17 protein-coding genes are annotated in these 17,727 nt (G+C 62.9%); 10 read left to right on the top strand and 7 right to left on the bottom strand.

Going from position 1 to position 17,727, the window contains the following annotated elements:
• Window positions 1-8: 8 nt before the first annotated feature.
• The gene (locus AC097A_RS16650) at window positions 9-791 is read right to left on the bottom strand and encodes a crotonase/enoyl-CoA hydratase family protein (RefSeq protein WP_479621693.1); all 783 of its coding nucleotides are present in this window, start codon (window positions 789-791) and stop codon (window positions 9-11) included.
• 124 nt (window positions 792-915) lie between these two features.
• Here AC097A_RS16650 and AC097A_RS16645 point away from each other — a divergent pair, with 124 nt between their 5' ends.
• Complete coding sequence (locus AC097A_RS16645) at window positions 916-1,779, top strand: amidohydrolase family protein (RefSeq protein WP_479621692.1); 864 nt, start codon at window positions 916-918, stop codon at window positions 1,777-1,779.
• Window positions 1,780-1,806: 27 nt separating this feature from the next.
• Here AC097A_RS16645 and AC097A_RS16640 read toward each other — a convergent pair whose 3' ends face one another.
• Window positions 1,807-3,132 (bottom strand): D-amino acid dehydrogenase, encoded by a 1,326-nt coding sequence (locus tag AC097A_RS16640; protein WP_479621691.1) that lies wholly within the window; start codon window positions 3,130-3,132, stop codon window positions 1,807-1,809.
• 85 nt (window positions 3,133-3,217) lie between these two features.
• Here AC097A_RS16640 and AC097A_RS16635 point away from each other — a divergent pair, with 85 nt between their 5' ends.
• Both AC097A_RS16635 and AC097A_RS16630 read left to right on the top strand, forming a co-directional pair.
• On the top strand, window positions 3,218-4,135 hold the full coding sequence (locus AC097A_RS16635) for a LysR family transcriptional regulator ArgP (protein ID WP_479621690.1): 918 nt from the start codon (window positions 3,218-3,220) through the stop codon (window positions 4,133-4,135).
• A gap of 53 nt (window positions 4,136-4,188) precedes the next feature.
• Window positions 4,189-4,806, top strand: coding sequence for a TetR family transcriptional regulator (locus AC097A_RS16630; protein ID WP_315480454.1), 618 nt, complete (start codon window positions 4,189-4,191; stop codon window positions 4,804-4,806).
• A gap of 43 nt (window positions 4,807-4,849) precedes the next feature.
• On the opposite strand, the gene AC097A_RS16625 is transcribed toward AC097A_RS16630, so the two are convergent.
• On the bottom strand, window positions 4,850-5,764 hold the full coding sequence (locus AC097A_RS16625) for an aldose 1-epimerase (protein ID WP_479621689.1): 915 nt from the start codon (window positions 5,762-5,764) through the stop codon (window positions 4,850-4,852).
• A 399-nt stretch (window positions 5,765-6,163) separates the two neighbouring features.
• Between AC097A_RS16625 and AC097A_RS16620 the strand changes: the two genes are divergently transcribed.
• The 5 genes from AC097A_RS16620 (at window position 6,164) to AC097A_RS16600 (ending at window position 11,840) form a co-directional block, all read left to right on the top strand.
• The gene (locus AC097A_RS16620) at window positions 6,164-7,129 is read left to right on the top strand and encodes an ABC transporter substrate-binding protein (protein WP_105261812.1); all 966 of its coding nucleotides are present in this window, start codon (window positions 6,164-6,166) and stop codon (window positions 7,127-7,129) included.
• 74 nt (window positions 7,130-7,203) lie between these two features.
• On the top strand, window positions 7,204-8,742 hold the full coding sequence (locus AC097A_RS16615; RefSeq protein WP_479621688.1) for a sugar ABC transporter ATP-binding protein: 1,539 nt from the start codon (window positions 7,204-7,206) through the stop codon (window positions 8,740-8,742).
• Complete coding sequence (locus tag AC097A_RS16610; protein WP_479621687.1) at window positions 8,739-9,806, top strand: ABC transporter permease; 1,068 nt, start codon at window positions 8,739-8,741, stop codon at window positions 9,804-9,806. Before AC097A_RS16615 ends, AC097A_RS16610 begins: the two co-directional genes overlap by 4 nt.
• A complete protein-coding gene (yjfF, locus tag AC097A_RS16605; protein ID WP_479621686.1) occupies window positions 9,803-10,771 on the top strand; it encodes a galactofuranose ABC transporter, permease protein YjfF in 969 nt (322 codons plus the stop codon). Before AC097A_RS16610 ends, yjfF begins: the two co-directional genes overlap by 4 nt.
• An 85-nt stretch (window positions 10,772-10,856) precedes the next feature.
• Window positions 10,857-11,840 (top strand): aldo/keto reductase, encoded by a 984-nt coding sequence (locus AC097A_RS16600; protein ID WP_479621685.1) that lies wholly within the window; start codon window positions 10,857-10,859, stop codon window positions 11,838-11,840.
• A 27-nt stretch (window positions 11,841-11,867) separates the two neighbouring features.
• Here AC097A_RS16600 and AC097A_RS16595 read toward each other — a convergent pair whose 3' ends face one another.
• A complete protein-coding gene (locus tag AC097A_RS16595; protein ID WP_105261807.1) occupies window positions 11,868-12,290 on the bottom strand; it encodes a universal stress protein in 423 nt (140 codons plus the stop codon).
• 94 nt (window positions 12,291-12,384) lie between these two features.
• Here AC097A_RS16595 and AC097A_RS16590 point away from each other — a divergent pair, with 94 nt between their 5' ends.
• The gene (locus AC097A_RS16590; protein WP_479621684.1) at window positions 12,385-13,278 is read left to right on the top strand and encodes a DNA ligase; all 894 of its coding nucleotides are present in this window, start codon (window positions 12,385-12,387) and stop codon (window positions 13,276-13,278) included.
• 73 nt (window positions 13,279-13,351) lie between these two features.
• On the opposite strand, the gene AC097A_RS16585 is transcribed toward AC097A_RS16590, so the two are convergent.
• On the bottom strand, window positions 13,352-14,158 hold the full coding sequence (locus AC097A_RS16585; RefSeq protein ID WP_479621683.1) for a metallophosphoesterase: 807 nt from the start codon (window positions 14,156-14,158) through the stop codon (window positions 13,352-13,354).
• Window positions 14,155-15,117, bottom strand: a complete 963-nt coding sequence (locus AC097A_RS16580; RefSeq protein WP_479621682.1) for a LysR family transcriptional regulator — start codon at window positions 15,115-15,117, stop codon at window positions 14,155-14,157. Before AC097A_RS16580 ends, AC097A_RS16585 begins: the two co-directional genes overlap by 4 nt.
• 129 nt (window positions 15,118-15,246) lie before the next feature.
• Between AC097A_RS16580 and AC097A_RS16575 the strand changes: the two genes are divergently transcribed.
• Window positions 15,247-15,639, top strand: coding sequence for a hypothetical protein (locus AC097A_RS16575; protein ID WP_479621681.1), 393 nt, complete (start codon window positions 15,247-15,249; stop codon window positions 15,637-15,639).
• Between the two features lie 148 nt (window positions 15,640-15,787).
• Here the strand turns inward: AC097A_RS16575 and AC097A_RS16570 are convergent, their stop codons facing one another.
• A complete protein-coding gene (locus tag AC097A_RS16570; protein ID WP_479621680.1) occupies window positions 15,788-17,671 on the bottom strand; it encodes a phosphoenolpyruvate carboxykinase (GTP) in 1,884 nt (627 codons plus the stop codon).
• Between the last annotated feature and the right edge of the window lie 56 nt (window positions 17,672-17,727).

The raw sequence follows: 17,727 nt of genomic DNA, 5'->3' as shown, positions 1-17,727 counted from the left end.
CGTGGTGATCAGCTCTTGCGAACTTTGGCGGCCTTGCCGTCTAGAAATTCGCGCACGCGCTGTTTGGCTTCGGGTGCGCTCTGGGCGATGGCGGCCATCATGGCTTCGGTGAGGAAGCCCTGGTCGGCCGGTTGCTCGGCAATACGCGGCAGCGCGTGGATCAATGCGTAGTTGGTCAGCGGTGCGTTTTCCGCCACCCGCACGGCCAGCTCCAGTGCCTTGTCGAAGGCCGTGCCTTGGGGGACCAGGTACTGTGCAAAACCGACTTTTTCACCGTCCACTGCGTTGTAGACGCGGCCGGTCAACATCATGTCGCTCATGCGTGCGGCGCCTATCAGGCGCGGGATGCGCACCGCACCACCGCCGCCGACAAAGATGCCGCGTGAGCCTTCGGGCAACGCATAAAAAGTGGATTCATCGGCCACGCGGATATGGCAGGCGCTGGCCAGTTCCAGGCCGCCACCCACCACCGCGCCATGCAAGGCGGCGATCACCGGCACCGGGCCGTATTGCACGCGCTCCAGTGCGGCATGCCACATACGCGAGTGGTACAGACCCTGGCCGGCGTCCCGTTCTTTCAGTTCGCTCAGATCGAGGCCGGAGCAGAAATGTTCACCGTCTCCGGTGAGGACCGCGGCGCGCACACCCTCAGGCAGGTTGTCAAACAGGTCACGCAGCGCGAGGATGAGTCCGTCGTTGAGCGCATTGCGCTTGGCCGGACGCGTGAGGCGGATGACGGCGACTTCTTGTTGCTCGCCGCGGCGTTCGAAATGGAGGTCGGGGTTCTTCATGTTGTGTTTCTTTCTGAAAACAATTATGGTTATGTCTTATAACCAATTCAAGTAGGCGCAGCAGGCTTTGCGTCGGTGTTTACCCTACGGTGCCCGAACCGGCATCTGCAATCTGGAGACAGTCATGGACCATGCAAACCTCATCGCGATCGACATCCACACACACGCTGAAGTCAGCTGCTGGAATCCGTTCGACAACTACGGCGAGGAGTACGACCGCGCGGCTGACAAGTACTTCCGCTCCAACAAACGCCCGACCATTGCAGAGACCATCGCTTACTACCGCGAGCGCAAATTAGGTCTGGTGATGTTCACGGTGGACAGCGAGTCGCAGCTGGGGCGCCGCCGCATTCCGAACGAAGAGATTGCCGAGGCGGCCAAGGCCAACAGCGACATGATGATGGCCTTCGCCAGCATCGATCCGCACAAGGGCAAGATGGGTGCACGCGAGGCGCGCCGTTTGATCGAGGAGCACGGCATCAAGGGTTTCAAGTTCCACCCCACGGTGCAGGGCTACTACCCGTACGACAAGATGGCTTGGCCGATCTACGAGGTGATTGCTGAATACAAGCTGCCGGCCATCTTCCACACCGGCCACAGCGGCATCGGCAGTGGCATGCGCTGCGGCGGTGGTCTGCGCCTGGAGTACAGCAACCCCATGCACCTGGACGATGTGGCGATAGCCTTCCCCGACATGCAGATCGTCATGGCCCACCCCAGCTTCCCCTGGCAGGACGAGGCGCTCAGCGTGGCCACACATAAACCCAATGTCTGGATTGATTTGTCAGGCTGGAGCCCCAAGTACTTTCCCAAGCAGCTGGTGCAGTACGCCAATACGCTGCTGAAAGACCGCGTGTTATTCGGCAGCGACTACCCCCTGATCACGCCCGAGCGCTGGATGAAAGACTTTGAGGAAGCCGGGTTTAAACCCGAGGTGATGCCTGGCATCCTCAAGGGCAATGCGGTGCGTCTGTTGGGGCTGGCATAAACATTCGGGCCAGCGTGGCCCCAATGCTTACGTGCCGTAGAACCTGAAATCCATCGCCGGCTTCTCCCCATGGATCAGCTCGGCAATCGCCTTGCCCGACCCCGCGCCATGCGTCCACCCAAGCGTGCCATGGCCGGCGTTGACCCACAAGCCGCGCACGGGGCTTTGGCCGATGTAGGGGATGTTGGTGGGGGTGGCGGGGCGCAGGCCGGTCCAGTAGTTGGGTTGGCCGCCTTCGGCCTCGCTGCGGGTATCGCAGACGCCGGGCAGTACTTCCTCGATGCGGCGCGCCAGCATGTTGCAGCGGGCCTGGGCCACGGGGGTGTCCAGTGACAGGTCGAAGCCGCCGACCTCGATGGTGCCGGCCACGCGCAACTGGTCGCCCAGGCGGCTGATGGCGATTTTCTTGGAGTCGTCGATGGTGGAGACCAGGGGCGCCAGTTCGGGTTTCAGAATCTTGAAGGTGGCGCTGTAGCCCTTGCCGGGGTAGATCGGCAGATCCACCCCCACGGTGCGCAAAAGCGGCGCGGTGTACGAACCCGCCGCCACCACGATGTGGTCGGCTTGCAGGGTGCGCAGCGATCCAGGCACGTTTTTGCCCTTGGGGCCCGTGGATAGTGCGCGAACAGCTACCGATTTAATAGCGCCCAGGCTGACATTCAAACCATCCACACTGTGTTCGTACAAAAACTCGGCGCCACGCGCGGCACAGAGTTTGGCCAGCTCTTGGGTAAACACCCGGCAGTCGCCCGACTCGTCGCTGGGGGTGATGGTGCCGCCCACGATGTTGCTGCTGAACGAGGTGAAGGCGGGCTCGATCTTCAGCAGCTCTTCTTTGCTGATGACCTGGCGGTTCACGCCGTATTTGCGCATCAGCGCGGCGGCGTCGCCCGCCGTGTCAAAGGACTTCTGGTCACAGTAGTAATGGGCAATGCCGCGCTCCAGCCGGTTGTATTCGATGCCGGTGGCAGCCACCACGTCTTTCAGGGCCGCGTGGCTGTAGGCGCCCAGGGCGACCAGCTGCTGCACATTGCGCTCGAAGGCCGTGTCATTGCAGTTGGCCAGGAACTGCAGGCCCCAGGTGTACTGGTGCAGGCCGGGGCCAAACGGGTTTTGCGGGCGGAACAGCAGCGGGGCTTCCTTGCTCAGCATCCATTTCAGGGCTTTGAGCGGGGCCTCCTTGTTCGCCCAGGGTTCGCAGTAGCTGACCGAAATTTGTGCGCCGTTGGCAAAGCTGGTTTCCATGGCTGCGTCGGGCTGGCGTTCCACCACGGTGACTTCGTGGCCCAGCTCCAGCAAATGCCAGGCGGTGCAAATGCCGATGGTGCCGGCGCCGAGAACAATGATTTTCATAGCGCCAGTGTCGTGCAAGCCCTGGTGTTGCAAAAGCGAAATGAAAGCGTTTGCGAAAACATTAGCAGCGCTAATAATGTGGGCCATGCGAACGTTTGATACCGATGCCCTGGAATGCCTGGCCGCCATTGTGGAAGAGGGCGGCTTTGAGCGCGCGGCTGTGCGCCTGTCTATTACCCAGTCTGCCGTGTCGCAGCGCCTGCGTGCGCTGGAGGCGCAGGTGGGCACCGTGCTGCTGGTGCGCAGCCGCCCGGTCAAGCCCACCACAGCAGGGCGCCTGCTGATCAAACACGCCATGCAGATGCGCCTGCTGCGAGCCGACCTGGAAGGCGACCTGCAGGAGCTGGCGCCCAACACCGGCGCCACGCGCGAGGACGAACGTATCTCGATTGCGGTGAACGCCGACAGCATTGCCACCTGGGCGTTGTCTGCGCTGGACCCGCTGGTGCACGCCGGGTTGCCGCTGGAAATCATCACCGACGACCAGGACTTCACCCACGAATGGCTGCGCGAGGGCCAGGTGCTGGGCTGCGTGACCACGCTCAAGCAGGCGCTGCGCGGCTGCAAGGTGCTGCCGCTGGGCGCCATGCACTACGTGGCGGTGGTGAGCCAGACCTATGCGCAGGCACATTGCCCGCAGGGCCTCACGCCGCACAACTTCCGCAGCATCCCGTTTGTGGCCTTCAACCGCAAGGACGATTTGCCGTCCGAATTTGTGGGCCGGGCGCTCAACCTGCGCCGCGTGTCGGTGAGCCAACGTTTTGTGCCCAGTTCCGAAGGCATGGTGCGTGCCGTGCTGGCCGGCTGGGGGGCCAGCGTGGTGCCTGAGCTGCTGGTGCGCGGCCTGATCGACAACGGGCAACTGGTGAACCTGGTACCCACGGTCACGCTGCCGGTGAACCTGTACTGGCACTGCTGGAACCTGAATTCCGAGGTGATCGACCGGCTGACGGCCGCGTTGTCGCAAGCGGCGGGGCGCATTCTGGTGGAGAAGACTGCTTAGTCACAAACTGGGCGGCCTCTCTGCAATTTGACGCCGCCGAATAGAATGGCCGCATGAACACCGCCGCCCCCGCCAAAATCTCTTTCAAACAGCAGATGCTGCAGGCGCGGGAGGACGCCATCATCCGCGCCGTGAACCTGCTGCTGGCCGAGAAGGGCTTTGAGGCGATGACGGTGGACGAGGTGGCCGCCAACGTGGGCATTGCCAAGGCCAGCCTGTACAAGCACTTTCCCAGCAAAGAGGATTTGGCCGCCGCGGCCATGGCCCACCTGATGGGCCAGGCCCAGGCCTTTCTGGACACCCTGCCAGAGACACAGCCGCCGCTGGACAAGCTGCGCGCCGTGGTGCGCTGGACCATGGGCCTGAAGCTGGGCGGCGAGATGCCGTCGCTGCCGAGCCAAAACTCCACCCTGCGCGCCACCCTCATGGGCCACAAGGCCTATATGGATGGGCTGATGGACGTGAGCGACCGCCTGGGCGCCTGGATTGTGGCGGCGCAGGCGCAGGGCCTGATCAACCCCAAGCTGCCGGCCATTGCGGTGCTCTACACCTTGTACGCACGCGCGTGCGACCCGGTGCTGGAATTCCTCAAGATGGGTGAACTGCAGACGGACGATGAAATTATCGAGCTCGTATTGTCCACCTGCTTTGATGGTCTAAACGCCCGCTAGATCTTATAGGTGATGCGCAAGCAGCTCCTGAATTAATAGCGTTTTAAGTCAATACTTCAAACCGCCATTCCACCTGCAGTGCCAATGTCTGCCCGGTCTGCAGTACCTGCAAGCCCGGCTGACCTTCGGCGTGGAAGGCGTCGATCGGGTGGGTCACCGGTTCAAAACAAAAGTGCTGGCCTTGCGGCGGGCGGTACAGCAGGCAAAACCCATCGTTCTTGCCGCGCGCCACCACGGCGGGGTCGCGCATGTGCAGGCGCAGGCCGTGCTCAGGCCAGTCGATGTGGGACTCGCCGCTCCAACCCGTGTAGGCGTTGTCGATCAGGCTGCCACTCACGCCCATGCCTTGGCGTGGGTCCCAGCTGGGCGGAAAGTCGCTGGTGTGGACCGTGGGCATGGGGTCGGCCCCGCTGAGCCACACGCCCTGTACCGCCGCATGCAAACGCGCATTCGGCGTACGCAAAAACGCCGGGTGCTGGCCCAGGCCGTAGGGCAGGCTGTCCGCGCCCAGGTGGGTGACTTCCAGCAGCTGGTCCATGCCGTCTTCGCGCAGCACAAAACGCTGCAACGCGCGGTAGTGGTAGGGGTTGCCGTCAAAGCCTTTGGATTCGAGCGCCATCTCCAGCGTGTCCAGCCGCGGCTGGCGGATCGCCCAGGGCTGCAGCCAGCCGTCGCCATGGATGGGATAAGGCTCGCCCTCGCGGTTGGGGCGCATGGGGTGCGTCACGCCCTGGTGGGTAAAGCCACCGTGGCCAATGCGGTTGGACCAGGGCACCAGCGGGAAGGAGGCCGTGGTGTAGAGGTCGGCCACGCCGCCCCAGGGGCGCCACAGGTCCAGTGCGCCGTGCGCCGTGTCGCGTTGCCAGCTGGCGACGCTGCCGCCCAGGGTGGGCAGCAAGCCCAGGCGTTGGCCGGCGTGTTGCAGCCAATGGATGGTGGGGGGGGCAGTGGGTGTCATGGGGGTCCGGTGCAGGAGGTCAAAAACGCAGCCACAAAGGGCGGCAGGTCTCGCATGCTAAGGACGTGGCAGGCGCTTGAGAAATAGAAAGTTCGCCATCTGACTTATCTCTTTTGCAATGGATGCTTACGACACTGCGCAGACTAAATCACATAATCAGACTAAACAAACGTTGAATTACAAGGGCCTAGGGTTAACCTGAATCCGAAGTTCTGTATGTGAGATACGCAAATCTCTATTAGATCAATATCAATTCGCTGCTTACTATCCGCTCACTTCTTGGTACCGATTTCAGGGAATTTCTGGTGAGGCACAAGAGGCACAGAAGCAGGCCGGACGCGGGTGGCCCTTCTGACATCCGTGGGCCCGCATCCACTTACAAAACGAGGAGACACAGACATGAAAAACAACCGACGTACCCTGCTGGCCACTGCGGCCGCCGCATCCCTGGCCATGGCCATGCCCCTGAGCGCATTCGCACAAAAGAAAATTGTGGTCGGCTTCAGCCAGATTGGTGCCGAGAGTGAATGGCGCACGGCCAACACCAACTCCATGAAGTCTGCTGCTGCCGCAGCTGGCATTGAGCTGAAGTTTTCTGACGCGCAACAAAAGCAGGAAAACCAGATCAAGGCCCTGCGTTCCTTCATCGCCCAAAAGGTGGACGTGATTGCCCTGACGCCCGTGGTCGAGTCCGGCTGGGACACCGTGCTGAAGGAAATCAAGGATGCCAAGATTCCTTTGATCCTGATGGACCGTTCGGTGGACTCCAAAGACACGTCTTTGTATGCCACCCACATCGGTTTTGACTTTGTCAAACAAGGTGAAATGGCGGGTCAGTGGTTGGTGGAAAAAGCCAAGACCATGAAGGGCGACATCAACGTTGTCGAGTTGCAAGGCACCGTGGGCTCCGCACCGGCCATCGACCGCAAGAAGGGTTTCGAAACTGCCATCAAGGGCAATGCCAACATCAAGATCATCCGTTCGCAAACTGGTGACTTCACCCGTGCCAAGGGCAAGGAAGTCATGGAGGCCTTCCTGAAGGCGGAAGGCAAGAAGATCAATGTGCTCTACGCACACAACGACGACATGGCGATTGGTGCCATCCAGGCCATCGAGGAAGCCGGTCTCAAGCCCGCTAAAGACATCTTGGTCATTTCGGTGGACGGTGTGAAGGGCGCGTTTGAAGCCATGATCGCCGGCAAACTGAACGTCAGCGTGGAATGCAGCCCCCTGCTGGGACCCCTGGTCATGGCCACCGCCAAAGACATCGCCGCGGGTAAAACCGTGCCTCGCCGCATCATCGGCAAAGACGGTGTGTACCCCATGGAAACTGCGGCCAAAGAGTTCCCCAGCCGCCAGTACTGATCGCGACGACTTCTCCATTTAGTTACCAGGTCTTGGCCTGCGGCTCGCGCTGCAGGCCTTTTTTACACGACACCATGACACACACACCACCGGCCCGCGATGCCGCTGCGCCCGTGCTGGAGCTTTCCGGCGTGGCCAAGCAGTTCGGCGCCGTGCGGGCCCTCTCGGGCGTGAACTTGCGCTTGTTTGCTGGCGAAGTCCACGCCCTCATGGGCCAGAACGGCGCGGGCAAGTCCACGCTCATCAAGGTCCTGACCGGCGTCTACCCAGCCGACCAGGGTGATATGCGCCTGAACGGCCAGTCCATCCGCGCCACGTCCACGCTGGATGCGCAGCGCCTGGGTATCAGCACTGTCTACCAAGAGGTCAATCTCTGCCCCAACCTGTCGGTGGCCGAGAACATTTTTGCCGGCCGCTACCCGCGCAAAGGAGCGGCAGGCCTGTGGTCCATCGACTGGACCCGGATGCACCGCGAGGCGCGCGAGCTGCTGGCGCGCCTGAACCTGGACATTGACGTCACCCAGACGCTCTCCAGCTACTCGGTGGCGGTGCAGCAGATGGTGGCGATTGCGCGCGGCCTGAGCATCTCGGCCCAGGTGCTCATATTGGACGAGCCCACATCGAGTCTGGACGACGAAGAGGTGGAGCGCCTCTATGGTGTGTTGCGCCAGCTGCGTGACCAGGGCATGGCGATTTTGTTTGTCACCCACTTTCTGGACCAGGTGTATGCCTTGTGCGACCGCATCACCGTGCTGCGCAATGGCGAGCTGGTGGGTGAGTACCCCGCGGCCGAGCTGGGTCATAACGCCCTGATCGCCGCCATGGTGGGCCGCGAGCTGGTGGCCGCTCACAGTGCACAGGCCGCCGATGGCGAGGCCCGTGCGGCGGAACCGGAATGGCTGCAAACCAAGGCGCTAAACCGCCGCGGCCATGTGAAAGCGGTAGACCTCGGCATCCGCCGCGGCGAAGTGGTGGGGCTGGGCGGCCTGCTGGGCTCGGGCCGTACCGAGCTGGCGCGCCTGCTGTTTGGCCTGGACCGCAGCGATGCGGGCGAGATTGTGTTGGGTGGCAAAACCGTGCGCATGGATTCTCCGGCCACTGCCATCCAGCTGGGGCTGGCCCTGTGCCCCGAGGACCGCAAGGCCGAGGGCATCATTGCCGAGCTTTCGGTGCGCGAAAACATTGTGCTGGCCCTGCAGGCCCGCCAAGGCCTGTGGCCCGCCATTGGCCGGGTGCAGCAAACCACGCTGGCCGAGGGTTATGTGAAAGCCTTGGGCATCAAGACCGCCGATGTGGACACTCCCATTGGTCAACTGTCTGGCGGCAACCAGCAGAAAGCCGTGCTGGCGCGCTGGCTGGCCACGCAGCCCAGCCTCCTGATATTGGACGAACCGACCCGCGGCATCGACATTGCCGCCAAGCAGGAAATCATGAACGAGATACTGGCTCTGGCCAAACAGGGGATGGCGGTGCTGTTCATCTCCTCCGAAATGGAAGAAGTGGTGCGTGTCTCCGACCGCATCGTGGTGCTGCGCGACCGCGCCAAAGTGGGCGAGCTGCCGGGCGGCACGAATGACCATGCGGTCTACGCCATGATTGCGGGGCAGGCATGAGCACACCCAACACGCCCTCTTTGCTGACGCGGGTGCAAACGCACCATTTGTTGTGGCCCGTGGTCACGCTGGTGCTGATCCTGATGGTCAATGCCAGCCTGAACCCCGGCTTCTGGATGCTGCAGTGGCGCGATGGCCACCTGTACGGCAGCGTCATCGATATCCTGAACCGTGCGGCACCGCTGATGCTGGTGTCGCTGGGCATGACGCTGGTGATTGCCACCCGCGGCATTGACATCTCGGTCGGCGCCACCGTGGCCATCAGCGCGGCCGTGGCGGCCCTGATGGTGGGCGGCAAACTGGTCATCACCGACGGTGTGGCACAACACATCAGCCGTTTTCCCATGTGGCTGGCGATTGTGTGCGCACTGCTCACCGCGCTGGCGTGTGGGTTGTGGAACGGCGTGCTGGTCGCCAAAATCGGTTTGCAGCCCATCATCGCCACGCTGATCCTCATGGTGGCGGGCCGGGGTGTGGCGCAGCTGCTCACCGACGGGCAAATCGTCACGGTGTATTACCCGCCGTATTTCTACATTGGCAGCGGTTACCTGTGGGGTCTGCCGTTTGCGCTGTTTATTGCGGCCTTTGTCTACCTGCTGATGCACCTGGCCGTTACCCGCACGGCGCTGGGCCTGTTTATCCAGGCCATTGGTATCAACCCCGCTGCGGCCCGTGTGGCCGGTGTGCGGGAGCGGCTGATCAGCATTTGTGTCTACGCGTTTTGCGGCCTCACGGCGGGCATTGCGGGGCTGATCATCAGCTCCAACGTCAAGAGTGCGGACGGCAACAACGCCGGCAACCTGCTGGAGCTGGACGCGATTCTGGCGGTCACGTTGGGCGGCACCTTGCTGACGGGTGGGCGTTTCAGCCTGGCCGGCAGCATGATTGGTGCGTTGATCATCCAGACGCTGACCTCCACCATCTATTCCATTGGTGTGCCGCCGGAAATCAACCTCGTGGTCAAGGCTGCGGTGGTGTTCGTGGTGATGCTGATGCAGTCAGCTGAATTCCGCCGCGCTGTGCGCGGCTGGGTGGTGCGCCCCCACGCAGGGAGCCACGCATGAAGCTGCAACGCAAATTTATTCCCTTGGCGGCCACGGTGTCGTTGTTCGCCGCCATGTCGGTATTTGGTTCGGTGTCGTACACCGGGTTTTTCTCGGCCCAGGTGTTTCTGAACCTGCTGATCGACAACGCCTTCCTGGTCATCGTGGCGGTGGGCATGACCTTTGTCATCCTGTCTGGCGGCATTGACCTGTCGGTGGGCTCGGTGGTGGCGCTCAGCACGATTGTGCTGGCCAAGCTGGTGCAGCATTGGCACTGGGACCTGATGGTGGCGATTCCGCTGGTGCTGTGTATGGGCACGCTGTTTGGCGCCTTCATGGGCTGGCTGATTCAGCGCTTCCGCTTGCAGCCGTTCATCGTCACGCTGGCAGGCATGTTTCTGGCGCGTGGCCTGTGTTACCTCATCAGCATCGACTCCATCAGCATCACCGACGAGGCCTATACCGTGCTGGCGCAGACGCGCATCCATTTGTGGCCCGAAGGCCCCATGGTGTCCATCAGTGCGGTGCTGGCTTTGTTGGTCCTGGCGGCTGCGGTGTTTCTTGCGCACTGCACCCAGTTTGGCCGCACGGTGTATGCCATTGGCGGGTCCGAGCATTCGGCCGTGCTGATGGGCTTGCCGGTGGCGCGCACCAATGTGGCGGTGTATGCGCTGAGCGGGTTCTGCGCGGCGCTGGGCGGCGTGGTGTTCACCTTCTACATGCTGTCGGGTTATGGCCTGCATGCCGTGGGGCTGGAGCTGGACGCCATCGCCGCGGTGGTGATTGGCGGCACCCTGCTCAGTGGTGGTGTGGGTTACGTGGCAGGCACCTTGTTCGGGGTACTGACCTTGGGCGTGATCCAGACGCTCATCATGTTCGACGGATCCTTAAGCTCCTGGTGGACACGCATCGTGATTGGCGCGCTGCTGTTCGTGTTCTGCGTGTTGCAGCGGGTGTTTGAAGCCGGGCGCAAGCCAGGGGCTTAGAGTTTGGGATCAAATAGGCCTCTAGCGCCCGTGGATGTTGCGCAAGCAGCTCCTGAAACCATAGCAATTTAAACGAAGGCAACACATGCAATACCGTCCCCTCGGCCGCACTGGCTGGAACATTTCGACCGTGAGCTTCGGCGCCTGGGCTATTGGCGGCACCTGGGGCGCCGTGGACGATGCCGACTCCATGGCCGCGCTGCACCGCGCGCTGGACCTGGGCGTCAACTTCTTTGACACGGCCGATGTGTATGGCGACGGCCGCAGCGAGCGCCTGCTGGCTCGCCTGCGCAAGCAGCGCAGCGAACCGTTTTACGTGGCCACCAAGGCCGGCCGCCGCCTCGACCCGCATGTGGCCGCAGGCTTCACGCGCGCCAACCTGACCGCGTTTGTGGAGCGCAGCCTGCAGAACCTCAACACCGAAGCCATCGACCTGCTGCAGCTGCACTGCCCACCCACCGAGGTGTTCTACATGCCGGAGGTGTTTGGCGTGCTGGACGACCTGGTGCAAGCCGGCAAGCTGCGCCACTACGGGGTGAGCGTGGAGAAGGTGGAAGAGGCGCTCAAGGCCATCGAGTACCCCGGCGTGCAAAGCGTGCAGATCATCTACAACCTGTTCCGCCAGCGCCCGGCTGAGCTGCTGTTTGAACAAACGCAAAAACGCGGCGTGGGCATTCTGGCGCGCCTGCCGCTGTCCAGCGGGCTGCTCAGCGGCAAGATGACCGCGCAGAGCACCTTTGGCGCCGACGACCACCGTGGTTTCAACCGCGAAGGTGCGGCGTTTGACAAGGGCGAGACGTTTTCGGGGCTGGACTACCACGTGGGTCTGCGGGCGGTGGAGGCCATGCGCCCCCTAGTGCCGGCTGGCCAGAGCATGGCGCAAATGGCGCTGCGCTGGATCCAGATGCACCCGGCCGTGACTTGCACCATCCCCGGCGGCAAGAACCCCGCCCAGGTGGCCGACAACGTGGCTGCGGCAGACTTGCCGCCGCTGAGCGACGCCACCATGCAGGCCCTGGCCGACGTGTACGCCCGTTACGCCAAGCCGCTGGTGCACCAGCGCTGGTAAACCCAACGCAGGGGGGGCCGCGTAGCCTTAGCGGACTAGCAGTACGGGCACCCCGCAGTGTGCCAACACCTGCGTGGTGACGGAGCCCATCACCAGTTTGGCCAGCGCGCCATGGCCGTGGCTGCCCATCACCAGCAGGTCGAACTTGCCGCTGTCAGCGGTCTTGGCAATCAGGGCGCCGGCATGGCCGATTTTCCAATCGGTCTTGGCGTTGATGCCGTGGCGCAGCAGGAACTTGCTGACGGGGGCCAGCACTTTTTCTGCCTCTTCCGACTGGTAACTCTTGACCACCTCTTTGCCCACCGCCGCTTTGGCGCGTGGCGGCAAATCGGGCTGGGCGGTGAACACGGTGTAGTCGTGGTCGGCCGACAGCAGGGCTGGGTGGGTGCTCAGGTAAGCGAGCATTTTTTTGCTGTACGCACTGCCGTCAACGGCCAACAGAATTTTCATGGAGAGCTCCTCGGTAAAAACGCCAGTGTAGTGGTGCTATTGCGCAAGTGCGTGCGGTATATCAAACTCCGCGCACAACAGGGAGGAGACACGCATGCCCATGCAGAAAAATGTCACGCGCCGGGTGCTGCTCAAAGTCAGCGTGGTGTGCCTGGCGCTGGGAGCCGCCTCGCGGCGCAGCGACGCGCAAACCCTGCCGCCTGCGCTGATGCTGGCCCGGCTGCACGACGCCGGCCAGCCACTGGCCGGTGTGTGGGTGAGCGAAAAATATGACGGTGTGCGCGGCTACTGGGATGGCCAACAACTGCGCACACGTGGCGGCCATGCCATTGCCGCGCCGCCCTGGTTTACCGCAGGCTGGCCCGCGCAGCCGATGGACGGCGAGCTGTGGGCCGGGCGCGGGCAGTTTGCCCAGGCCGTGGCCACGGTGCGCGACCAGCGCCCCGACGATGCGGCCTGGCGCGCCGTGCGGTACATGGTGTTTGACCTGCCGGCCCATGGAGGTACCTTTGACGAACGCCTGCCCGCCCTGCAAGCCACCGTGCAGCAGATTGCCCAGCCCTGGGTGCACGCGGTGGCGCAAATTCCGGCCCCTGACGCTCGGGCCCTGCAGCGTTTGCTCGACGACACCGTGCGCGCCGGTGGTGAAGGCCTGATGCTGCACCAAGGCAGCGCGCGTTACACGCCGCAGCGCAGTGAGGCGCTGCGCAAACTCAAACCCCATGCCGACGCCGAAGCCCGTGTGCTGGCCCATGTGCCGGGGCAGGGCAAACACGCCGGGCGCATGGGGGCGTTGTGGTTGGAGCTACCCGCGCAGGTGGGTCAGCCCGCGCAGCGCTTCAAGCTCGGCACGGGGTTCAGCGATGCTGAGCGTGCGGCCCCGCCGCCCGTGGGCAGCTGGGTGACTTACCGCTACCGCGGGTTGACCGACAAAGGTGTGCCCCGTTTTGCCAGTTTTGTGCGCGTCGCGCCCGAGCCGGGCCTCTGACAAGCGGCAACAACCGGCGGTTGGCGGAGATCTGCTATTAAATAGATAGCTGCTTGCGCAATATCCACGGGGGCTAGGGGCTTATTTCTATCAAAAAGTCGGGCCGATAACCCAGCTGTTCGTTTTTGCGCGCATACCCCAGCGGGTTGGCCACCACGCGGCAGTGGCCCACGCGGTAGTCGCTGGGCGCGTGCAGGTGGCCGTGCAGCCAGAGCTGGGCGTAGGGCAGCAGTTCGTCCAGGCCATTGCAAAAGCCTGCCGTGCCGGGTACCAGGCCGTACCGCGGGTCGGCGCTGTGCAGGCTGGGCGCAAAGTGGGTGATGACCACCGTCGGTCCGTCAAACGGGGTGGCCAGCGCGGCACGCAGCCAGGCTTGGCATTCCAGCGCCTGGGCGCGCAGGCCCTCGGCCAACCAGGGTTCGCCATGGCGCGTGGTCAGCGTCTTCTTCAGGTAGTAGTTGGCGGCACGGTAGGCCTTGTCGCGCGCATTGAGCTGCTGGGCTTCAGGGGCATGCATGGCCAGCGCGTCAAAGTCCGTCCACAGCGTGGTGCCCACCAGGCGCACGCCGTGTATCACCAGCGTTTCGCGTTCCAGCCAGACAATGCCCAGCCGCTCGCAGGTGGCGCGCAGCCGGGCGTGGGCGGTGTCAAAGTCAAACGTGTCGTACTCATGGTTGCCGGGCACAAACACCACCGGTGTGGGCCAGCCCTGCAGCGGAGAAAAGCGGCCCAGGCCAAAGTCCTCGTCCGTCAGCTGCGAGCCGGTTTGGTACGAGCCCACATCGCCGGCCAGCACCAGCAGGTCGGCGGCCGGCGTGGGCGTGGGGGCAAAGTGCGGGTGGGCCTCCAGGTGGAGGTCGGACAACAGCTGGATTTTCATGCGGAAAACAGGCGGTCACCCAGCAGGGCAATTTGCTGGCGCAGCCAGGCGTGCGGGGCTGCAGCGTCCAGGCGCTGGTGCCACAGCGCGTCCACCTGGATGGGGGGCACGCTAAAAGGCAACTCGCGTATTACCAACTGGTCGGCGTAACCGGTTACGTGCACAAAGTGGCGTGGCAAGACGGTCAGCAGGTCCGAGTGCACCACCACACGCCCGGCAGTGAAGAACTGGTTCACGGTCAACACCACGCGCCGCGTGCGCTTGAGGCTGACCAGCGACTCGTCAATAAAGCCAAAGGCGCGGCCGGAAAAACTGACCAGCATGTGGCTGGCCTCGCAAAAGCGGTCCAGTGTGAACTTGCCCTTGGTCATCGCGTGGTCCTTGCGCATCACACACACATAGTCACCCACAAACAGCCGGTGGTGGCGAAACGACTCGCCCGCGCCAGCTTGGGCGCGTGCGGTCAGATCGGTCAGCACGGCCGGGAAGTGGCCAATGGCCAGGTCGGCCGCACCCTCGTCGAGCACGCGGCGCGGGTCGCGCGTGGTGAGAGGCACCACACGCAGCGAGACACCGGGTGCGTCACGCGCCAGCACCTCCACCAGCGGCGGCATGAGTTCGGCCGCTGTGGCGTCGGCCATGGTCAGCACAAAGGTGTTGGTGGCGGTGGCAGGGTCAAACACGCTGGGCGCCAGCGAGGCCTGCAGTTTTTGCAGGGTTTCGCGCACGGCGGGCCAGAGTTCCTGGCCACGCGGCGTGGGCTCCAGGCTGCGGCCCTTGCGCACCAGCAGCTCGTCACCCAGCGCATCGCGCAGGCGGCGCAGGGCGTTGCTGACCGCAGGCTGGGTCAGCGCCAGCTGTTCGGCGGCCTTGGTCAGGCTGCGCTCGGCCATCACGGTGTCAAACACCTTGAGCAGGTTCAGGTCAAAGGTGCGCAGGTTGAGTGCTGGGGTGGCCATGGTGAATCATAACTATGGTGAATACCAAACATCACCAACCAAAAGTTGAATCGCATAAGGGAAAACCCTATGATTCACTCACTTCAAAGATTTAACCCAGTGAGCTTCAACCTTTTTAAGGAGTTGACCATGACCACAGTACTCTCTTCCTCGTATTTCGCCTCTGCCCCCGCCGTGTTGTCGGCCCCCAAGGCGGAGGGTTCGCGCACCCTGGCGGGCATGTTGCTCGCTGCTGTGTTGTCCGCCCTGTTGGTGGTGGCAGACCAGGTGATCGATACCTGGGTGGACGGCCACTTGTTGGTGGGTTGGGTTGCTTTGTGGACCGTGGCCTTTGCTGCCCTGGCCTTGTTGGCACCTCCCCTGCGCAAAATGTCGGCTGCCGCATCTGCCGTGATCATGGGTTGGGTGCACGCTGCCCAAGAGCGCCGCATGGAAGAAAAAATGTGGGAATACGCCCACCGCGACCCCCGCATCATGGCCGAACTGCAACACGCTGTGATGCGCAGCCGCAACGAAGCCTAAACCGCGGATCGCGCAGGTTAGCCCCTCAGACGGGCAAAAAAAAGCCACCGGTTCGGTGGCTTTTTGCATTGTGTCGGCGGCATATCGGTGGTGTGCCATCCGACGCCCAGCCTCGGCGGGATGCGCCGGGCCAGATCTTGGAATGCCCTCAGGCCGCCAAACGCTGCGCCAGTTGGGCTTGGGTCTCTTCGAGTTCCTTCGGCAAATGGTAGGCCAGCTGGGTGAACAGCTCGGTGTGCAAGGCAAATTCTGCCTTCCAGTCGTCCTTGTTCAGGCTGGTTACGGAATCAAACTGGGCTTGGCTGAAGTCCAGGCCGGTCCAGTTGATCTCGGAATACTGCGGTGCCACGCCAAAACCGGTCTCGGTGCCGGTGGCCTTGCCTTCCAGGCGGTCAATCATCCACTTCAACACACGCATGTTTTCGCCGTAGCCGGGCCAGACGAACTTGCCGTCTTCACCTTTGCGGAACCAGTTGGTGGTGAAAATCTTGGGTTGTTTGGCGTCGGACGTGGCCAGCTTGGCTCCGATGTTGAGCCAGTGCTGGAAGTAGTCGCTCATGTTGTAGCCCATGAAGGGCAGCATGGCGAAGGGGTCTCGGCGCACCACACCAGCCTGGCCGGTCGCAGCGGCAGTCGTCTCCGAGCCCATCGTGGCGGCCATGTAGACGCCTTCGGTCCAGTTGCGCGCCTCGGTCACCAGCGGCACGGTGGTGGAACGGCGGCCGCCGAAGATGAACGCGTCAATCGGCACGCCATTCGCGTCGTCCCACTGGGCGTCCAGTGCGGGGTTGTTGCCGGCGGCCACGGTGAAGCGGGCGTTGGGGTGGGCGGCCTTGGCGCCGGTTTCCTTGGCAATCGCGGGCGTCCAGTCCTTGCCTTGCCAGTCAATCAGGTGCGCGGGCAGGCCGCCGGTGTCTTTTTCCATGCCTTCCCACCACACGTCGCCATCATCGGTCAGCGCGACGTTCGTGAAGATCACGTTTTTGTCCAGGCTGGCCATGCAGTTGGGGTTGGTGTGGAAGTTGGTGCCGGGCGCCACGCCAAAATAACCCGCTTCGGGGTTGATGGCGTAAAGCTTGCCGTCGGTGCCGGGCTTGATCCAGGCGATGTCGTCACCAATCGTGGTGACTTTCCAGCCTTCAAAACCGGTGGGTGGCACCAGCATGGAGAAGTTGGTCTTGCCACAGGCGCTGGGGAAAGCGGCTGCCACGTGGTACTTCTTGCCTTCGGGATTTGTCACGCCCAAGATGAGCATGTGTTCGGCCAGCCAGCCTTGGTCGCGGCCCATGTTGGAGGCGATACGCAGCGCAAAACACTTCTTGCCCAGCAGCGCGTTGCCGCCGTAACCCGAGCCGTAGCTCCAGATTTCGCGCGTCTCGGGGTAATGCACGATGTATTTGGTTTTGCTGCACGGCCATTTCACATCGGCCTGGCCCGCCTCTAACGGCGCCCCGACGGTGTGCACGCAGGGCACAAAGGCGCCGTCCACACCCAACACGTCGTACACGGCTTTGCCCATACGCGTCATGATGCGCTGGTTCACCGCCACGTACGCACTGTCCGACAGCTCGATGCCAATGTGCGCAATGTGCGAACCCAGCGGGCCCATGGAGAAGGGCACCACGTACATGGTGCGGCCTTTCATGCAGCCGTCGAACAGGGCTTTTTCGCCCGCTTTGCCGGTTTGCAGCAGCGTGCGCATCTCGGCGGGGGCCATCCAGTTGTTGGTGGGGCCGGCGTTTTCTTTTTTCTCGGAGCAGATGTAGGTGCGGTCTTCCACACGGGCCACATCGCTGGGGTCGGAGCAGGCCAAAAAGCTGTTGGGGCGCTTGGCAGGATTGAGCTTTTTGAAGGTGCCGGCGTCCACCAGTTGCTGGCAGAGACGCTGGTATTCCTCTTCGGAGCCATCGCACCAGACCACATCATTGGGTTTGCACAGGGCCACCATGTCGGCGACCCATGCGATTAGGCGGGCGTTCTTAACGTAGCTGGGGGTGTTGAGGTTCAACCCCTGCATTACCGGTGAGTTCATGAAAAGCTCCTAAGTTTGAAAATCGTCTTTTCAAAACCAGGGTCGACGGGGCCAGC

The organism is Rhodoferax sp. XS2R6 (assembly GCF_056521365.1).
Note: the sequence above shows the minus strand (reverse complement) of the source record. Positions and strands in the feature narration are given on the sequence as shown.

Excerpts from the sequence above, each read along its gene's own strand:
- AC097A_RS16650 (WP_479621693.1), bottom strand. The coding sequence starts at position 791 with ATGAAGAACCCCGACCTCCATTTCGAACGCCGCGGCGAGCAACAAGAA.
- AC097A_RS16645 (WP_479621692.1), top strand. The coding sequence starts at position 916 with ATGGACCATGCAAACCTCATCGCGATCGACATCCACACACACGCTGAA.
- AC097A_RS16640 (WP_479621691.1), bottom strand. The coding sequence starts at position 3,132 with ATGAAAATCATTGTTCTCGGCGCCGGCACCATCGGCATTTGCACCGCC.
- AC097A_RS16635 (WP_479621690.1), top strand. The coding sequence starts at position 3,218 with ATGCGAACGTTTGATACCGATGCCCTGGAATGCCTGGCCGCCATTGTG.
- AC097A_RS16630 (WP_315480454.1), top strand. The coding sequence starts at position 4,189 with ATGAACACCGCCGCCCCCGCCAAAATCTCTTTCAAACAGCAGATGCTG.
- AC097A_RS16625 (WP_479621689.1), bottom strand. The coding sequence starts at position 5,764 with ATGACACCCACTGCCCCCCCCACCATCCATTGGCTGCAACACGCCGGC.
- AC097A_RS16620 (WP_105261812.1), top strand. The coding sequence starts at position 6,164 with ATGAAAAACAACCGACGTACCCTGCTGGCCACTGCGGCCGCCGCATCC.
- AC097A_RS16615 (WP_479621688.1), top strand. The coding sequence starts at position 7,204 with ATGACACACACACCACCGGCCCGCGATGCCGCTGCGCCCGTGCTGGAG.
- AC097A_RS16610 (WP_479621687.1), top strand. The coding sequence starts at position 8,739 with ATGAGCACACCCAACACGCCCTCTTTGCTGACGCGGGTGCAAACGCAC.
- yjfF (WP_479621686.1), top strand. The coding sequence starts at position 9,803 with ATGAAGCTGCAACGCAAATTTATTCCCTTGGCGGCCACGGTGTCGTTG.
- AC097A_RS16600 (WP_479621685.1), top strand. The coding sequence starts at position 10,857 with ATGCAATACCGTCCCCTCGGCCGCACTGGCTGGAACATTTCGACCGTG.
- AC097A_RS16595 (WP_105261807.1), bottom strand. The coding sequence starts at position 12,290 with ATGAAAATTCTGTTGGCCGTTGACGGCAGTGCGTACAGCAAAAAAATG.
- AC097A_RS16590 (WP_479621684.1), top strand. The coding sequence starts at position 12,385 with ATGCCCATGCAGAAAAATGTCACGCGCCGGGTGCTGCTCAAAGTCAGC.
- AC097A_RS16585 (WP_479621683.1), bottom strand. The coding sequence starts at position 14,158 with ATGAAAATCCAGCTGTTGTCCGACCTCCACCTGGAGGCCCACCCGCAC.
- AC097A_RS16580 (WP_479621682.1), bottom strand. The coding sequence starts at position 15,117 with ATGGCCACCCCAGCACTCAACCTGCGCACCTTTGACCTGAACCTGCTC.
- AC097A_RS16575 (WP_479621681.1), top strand. The coding sequence starts at position 15,247 with ATGACCACAGTACTCTCTTCCTCGTATTTCGCCTCTGCCCCCGCCGTG.
- AC097A_RS16570 (WP_479621680.1), bottom strand. The coding sequence starts at position 17,671 with ATGAACTCACCGGTAATGCAGGGGTTGAACCTCAACACCCCCAGCTAC.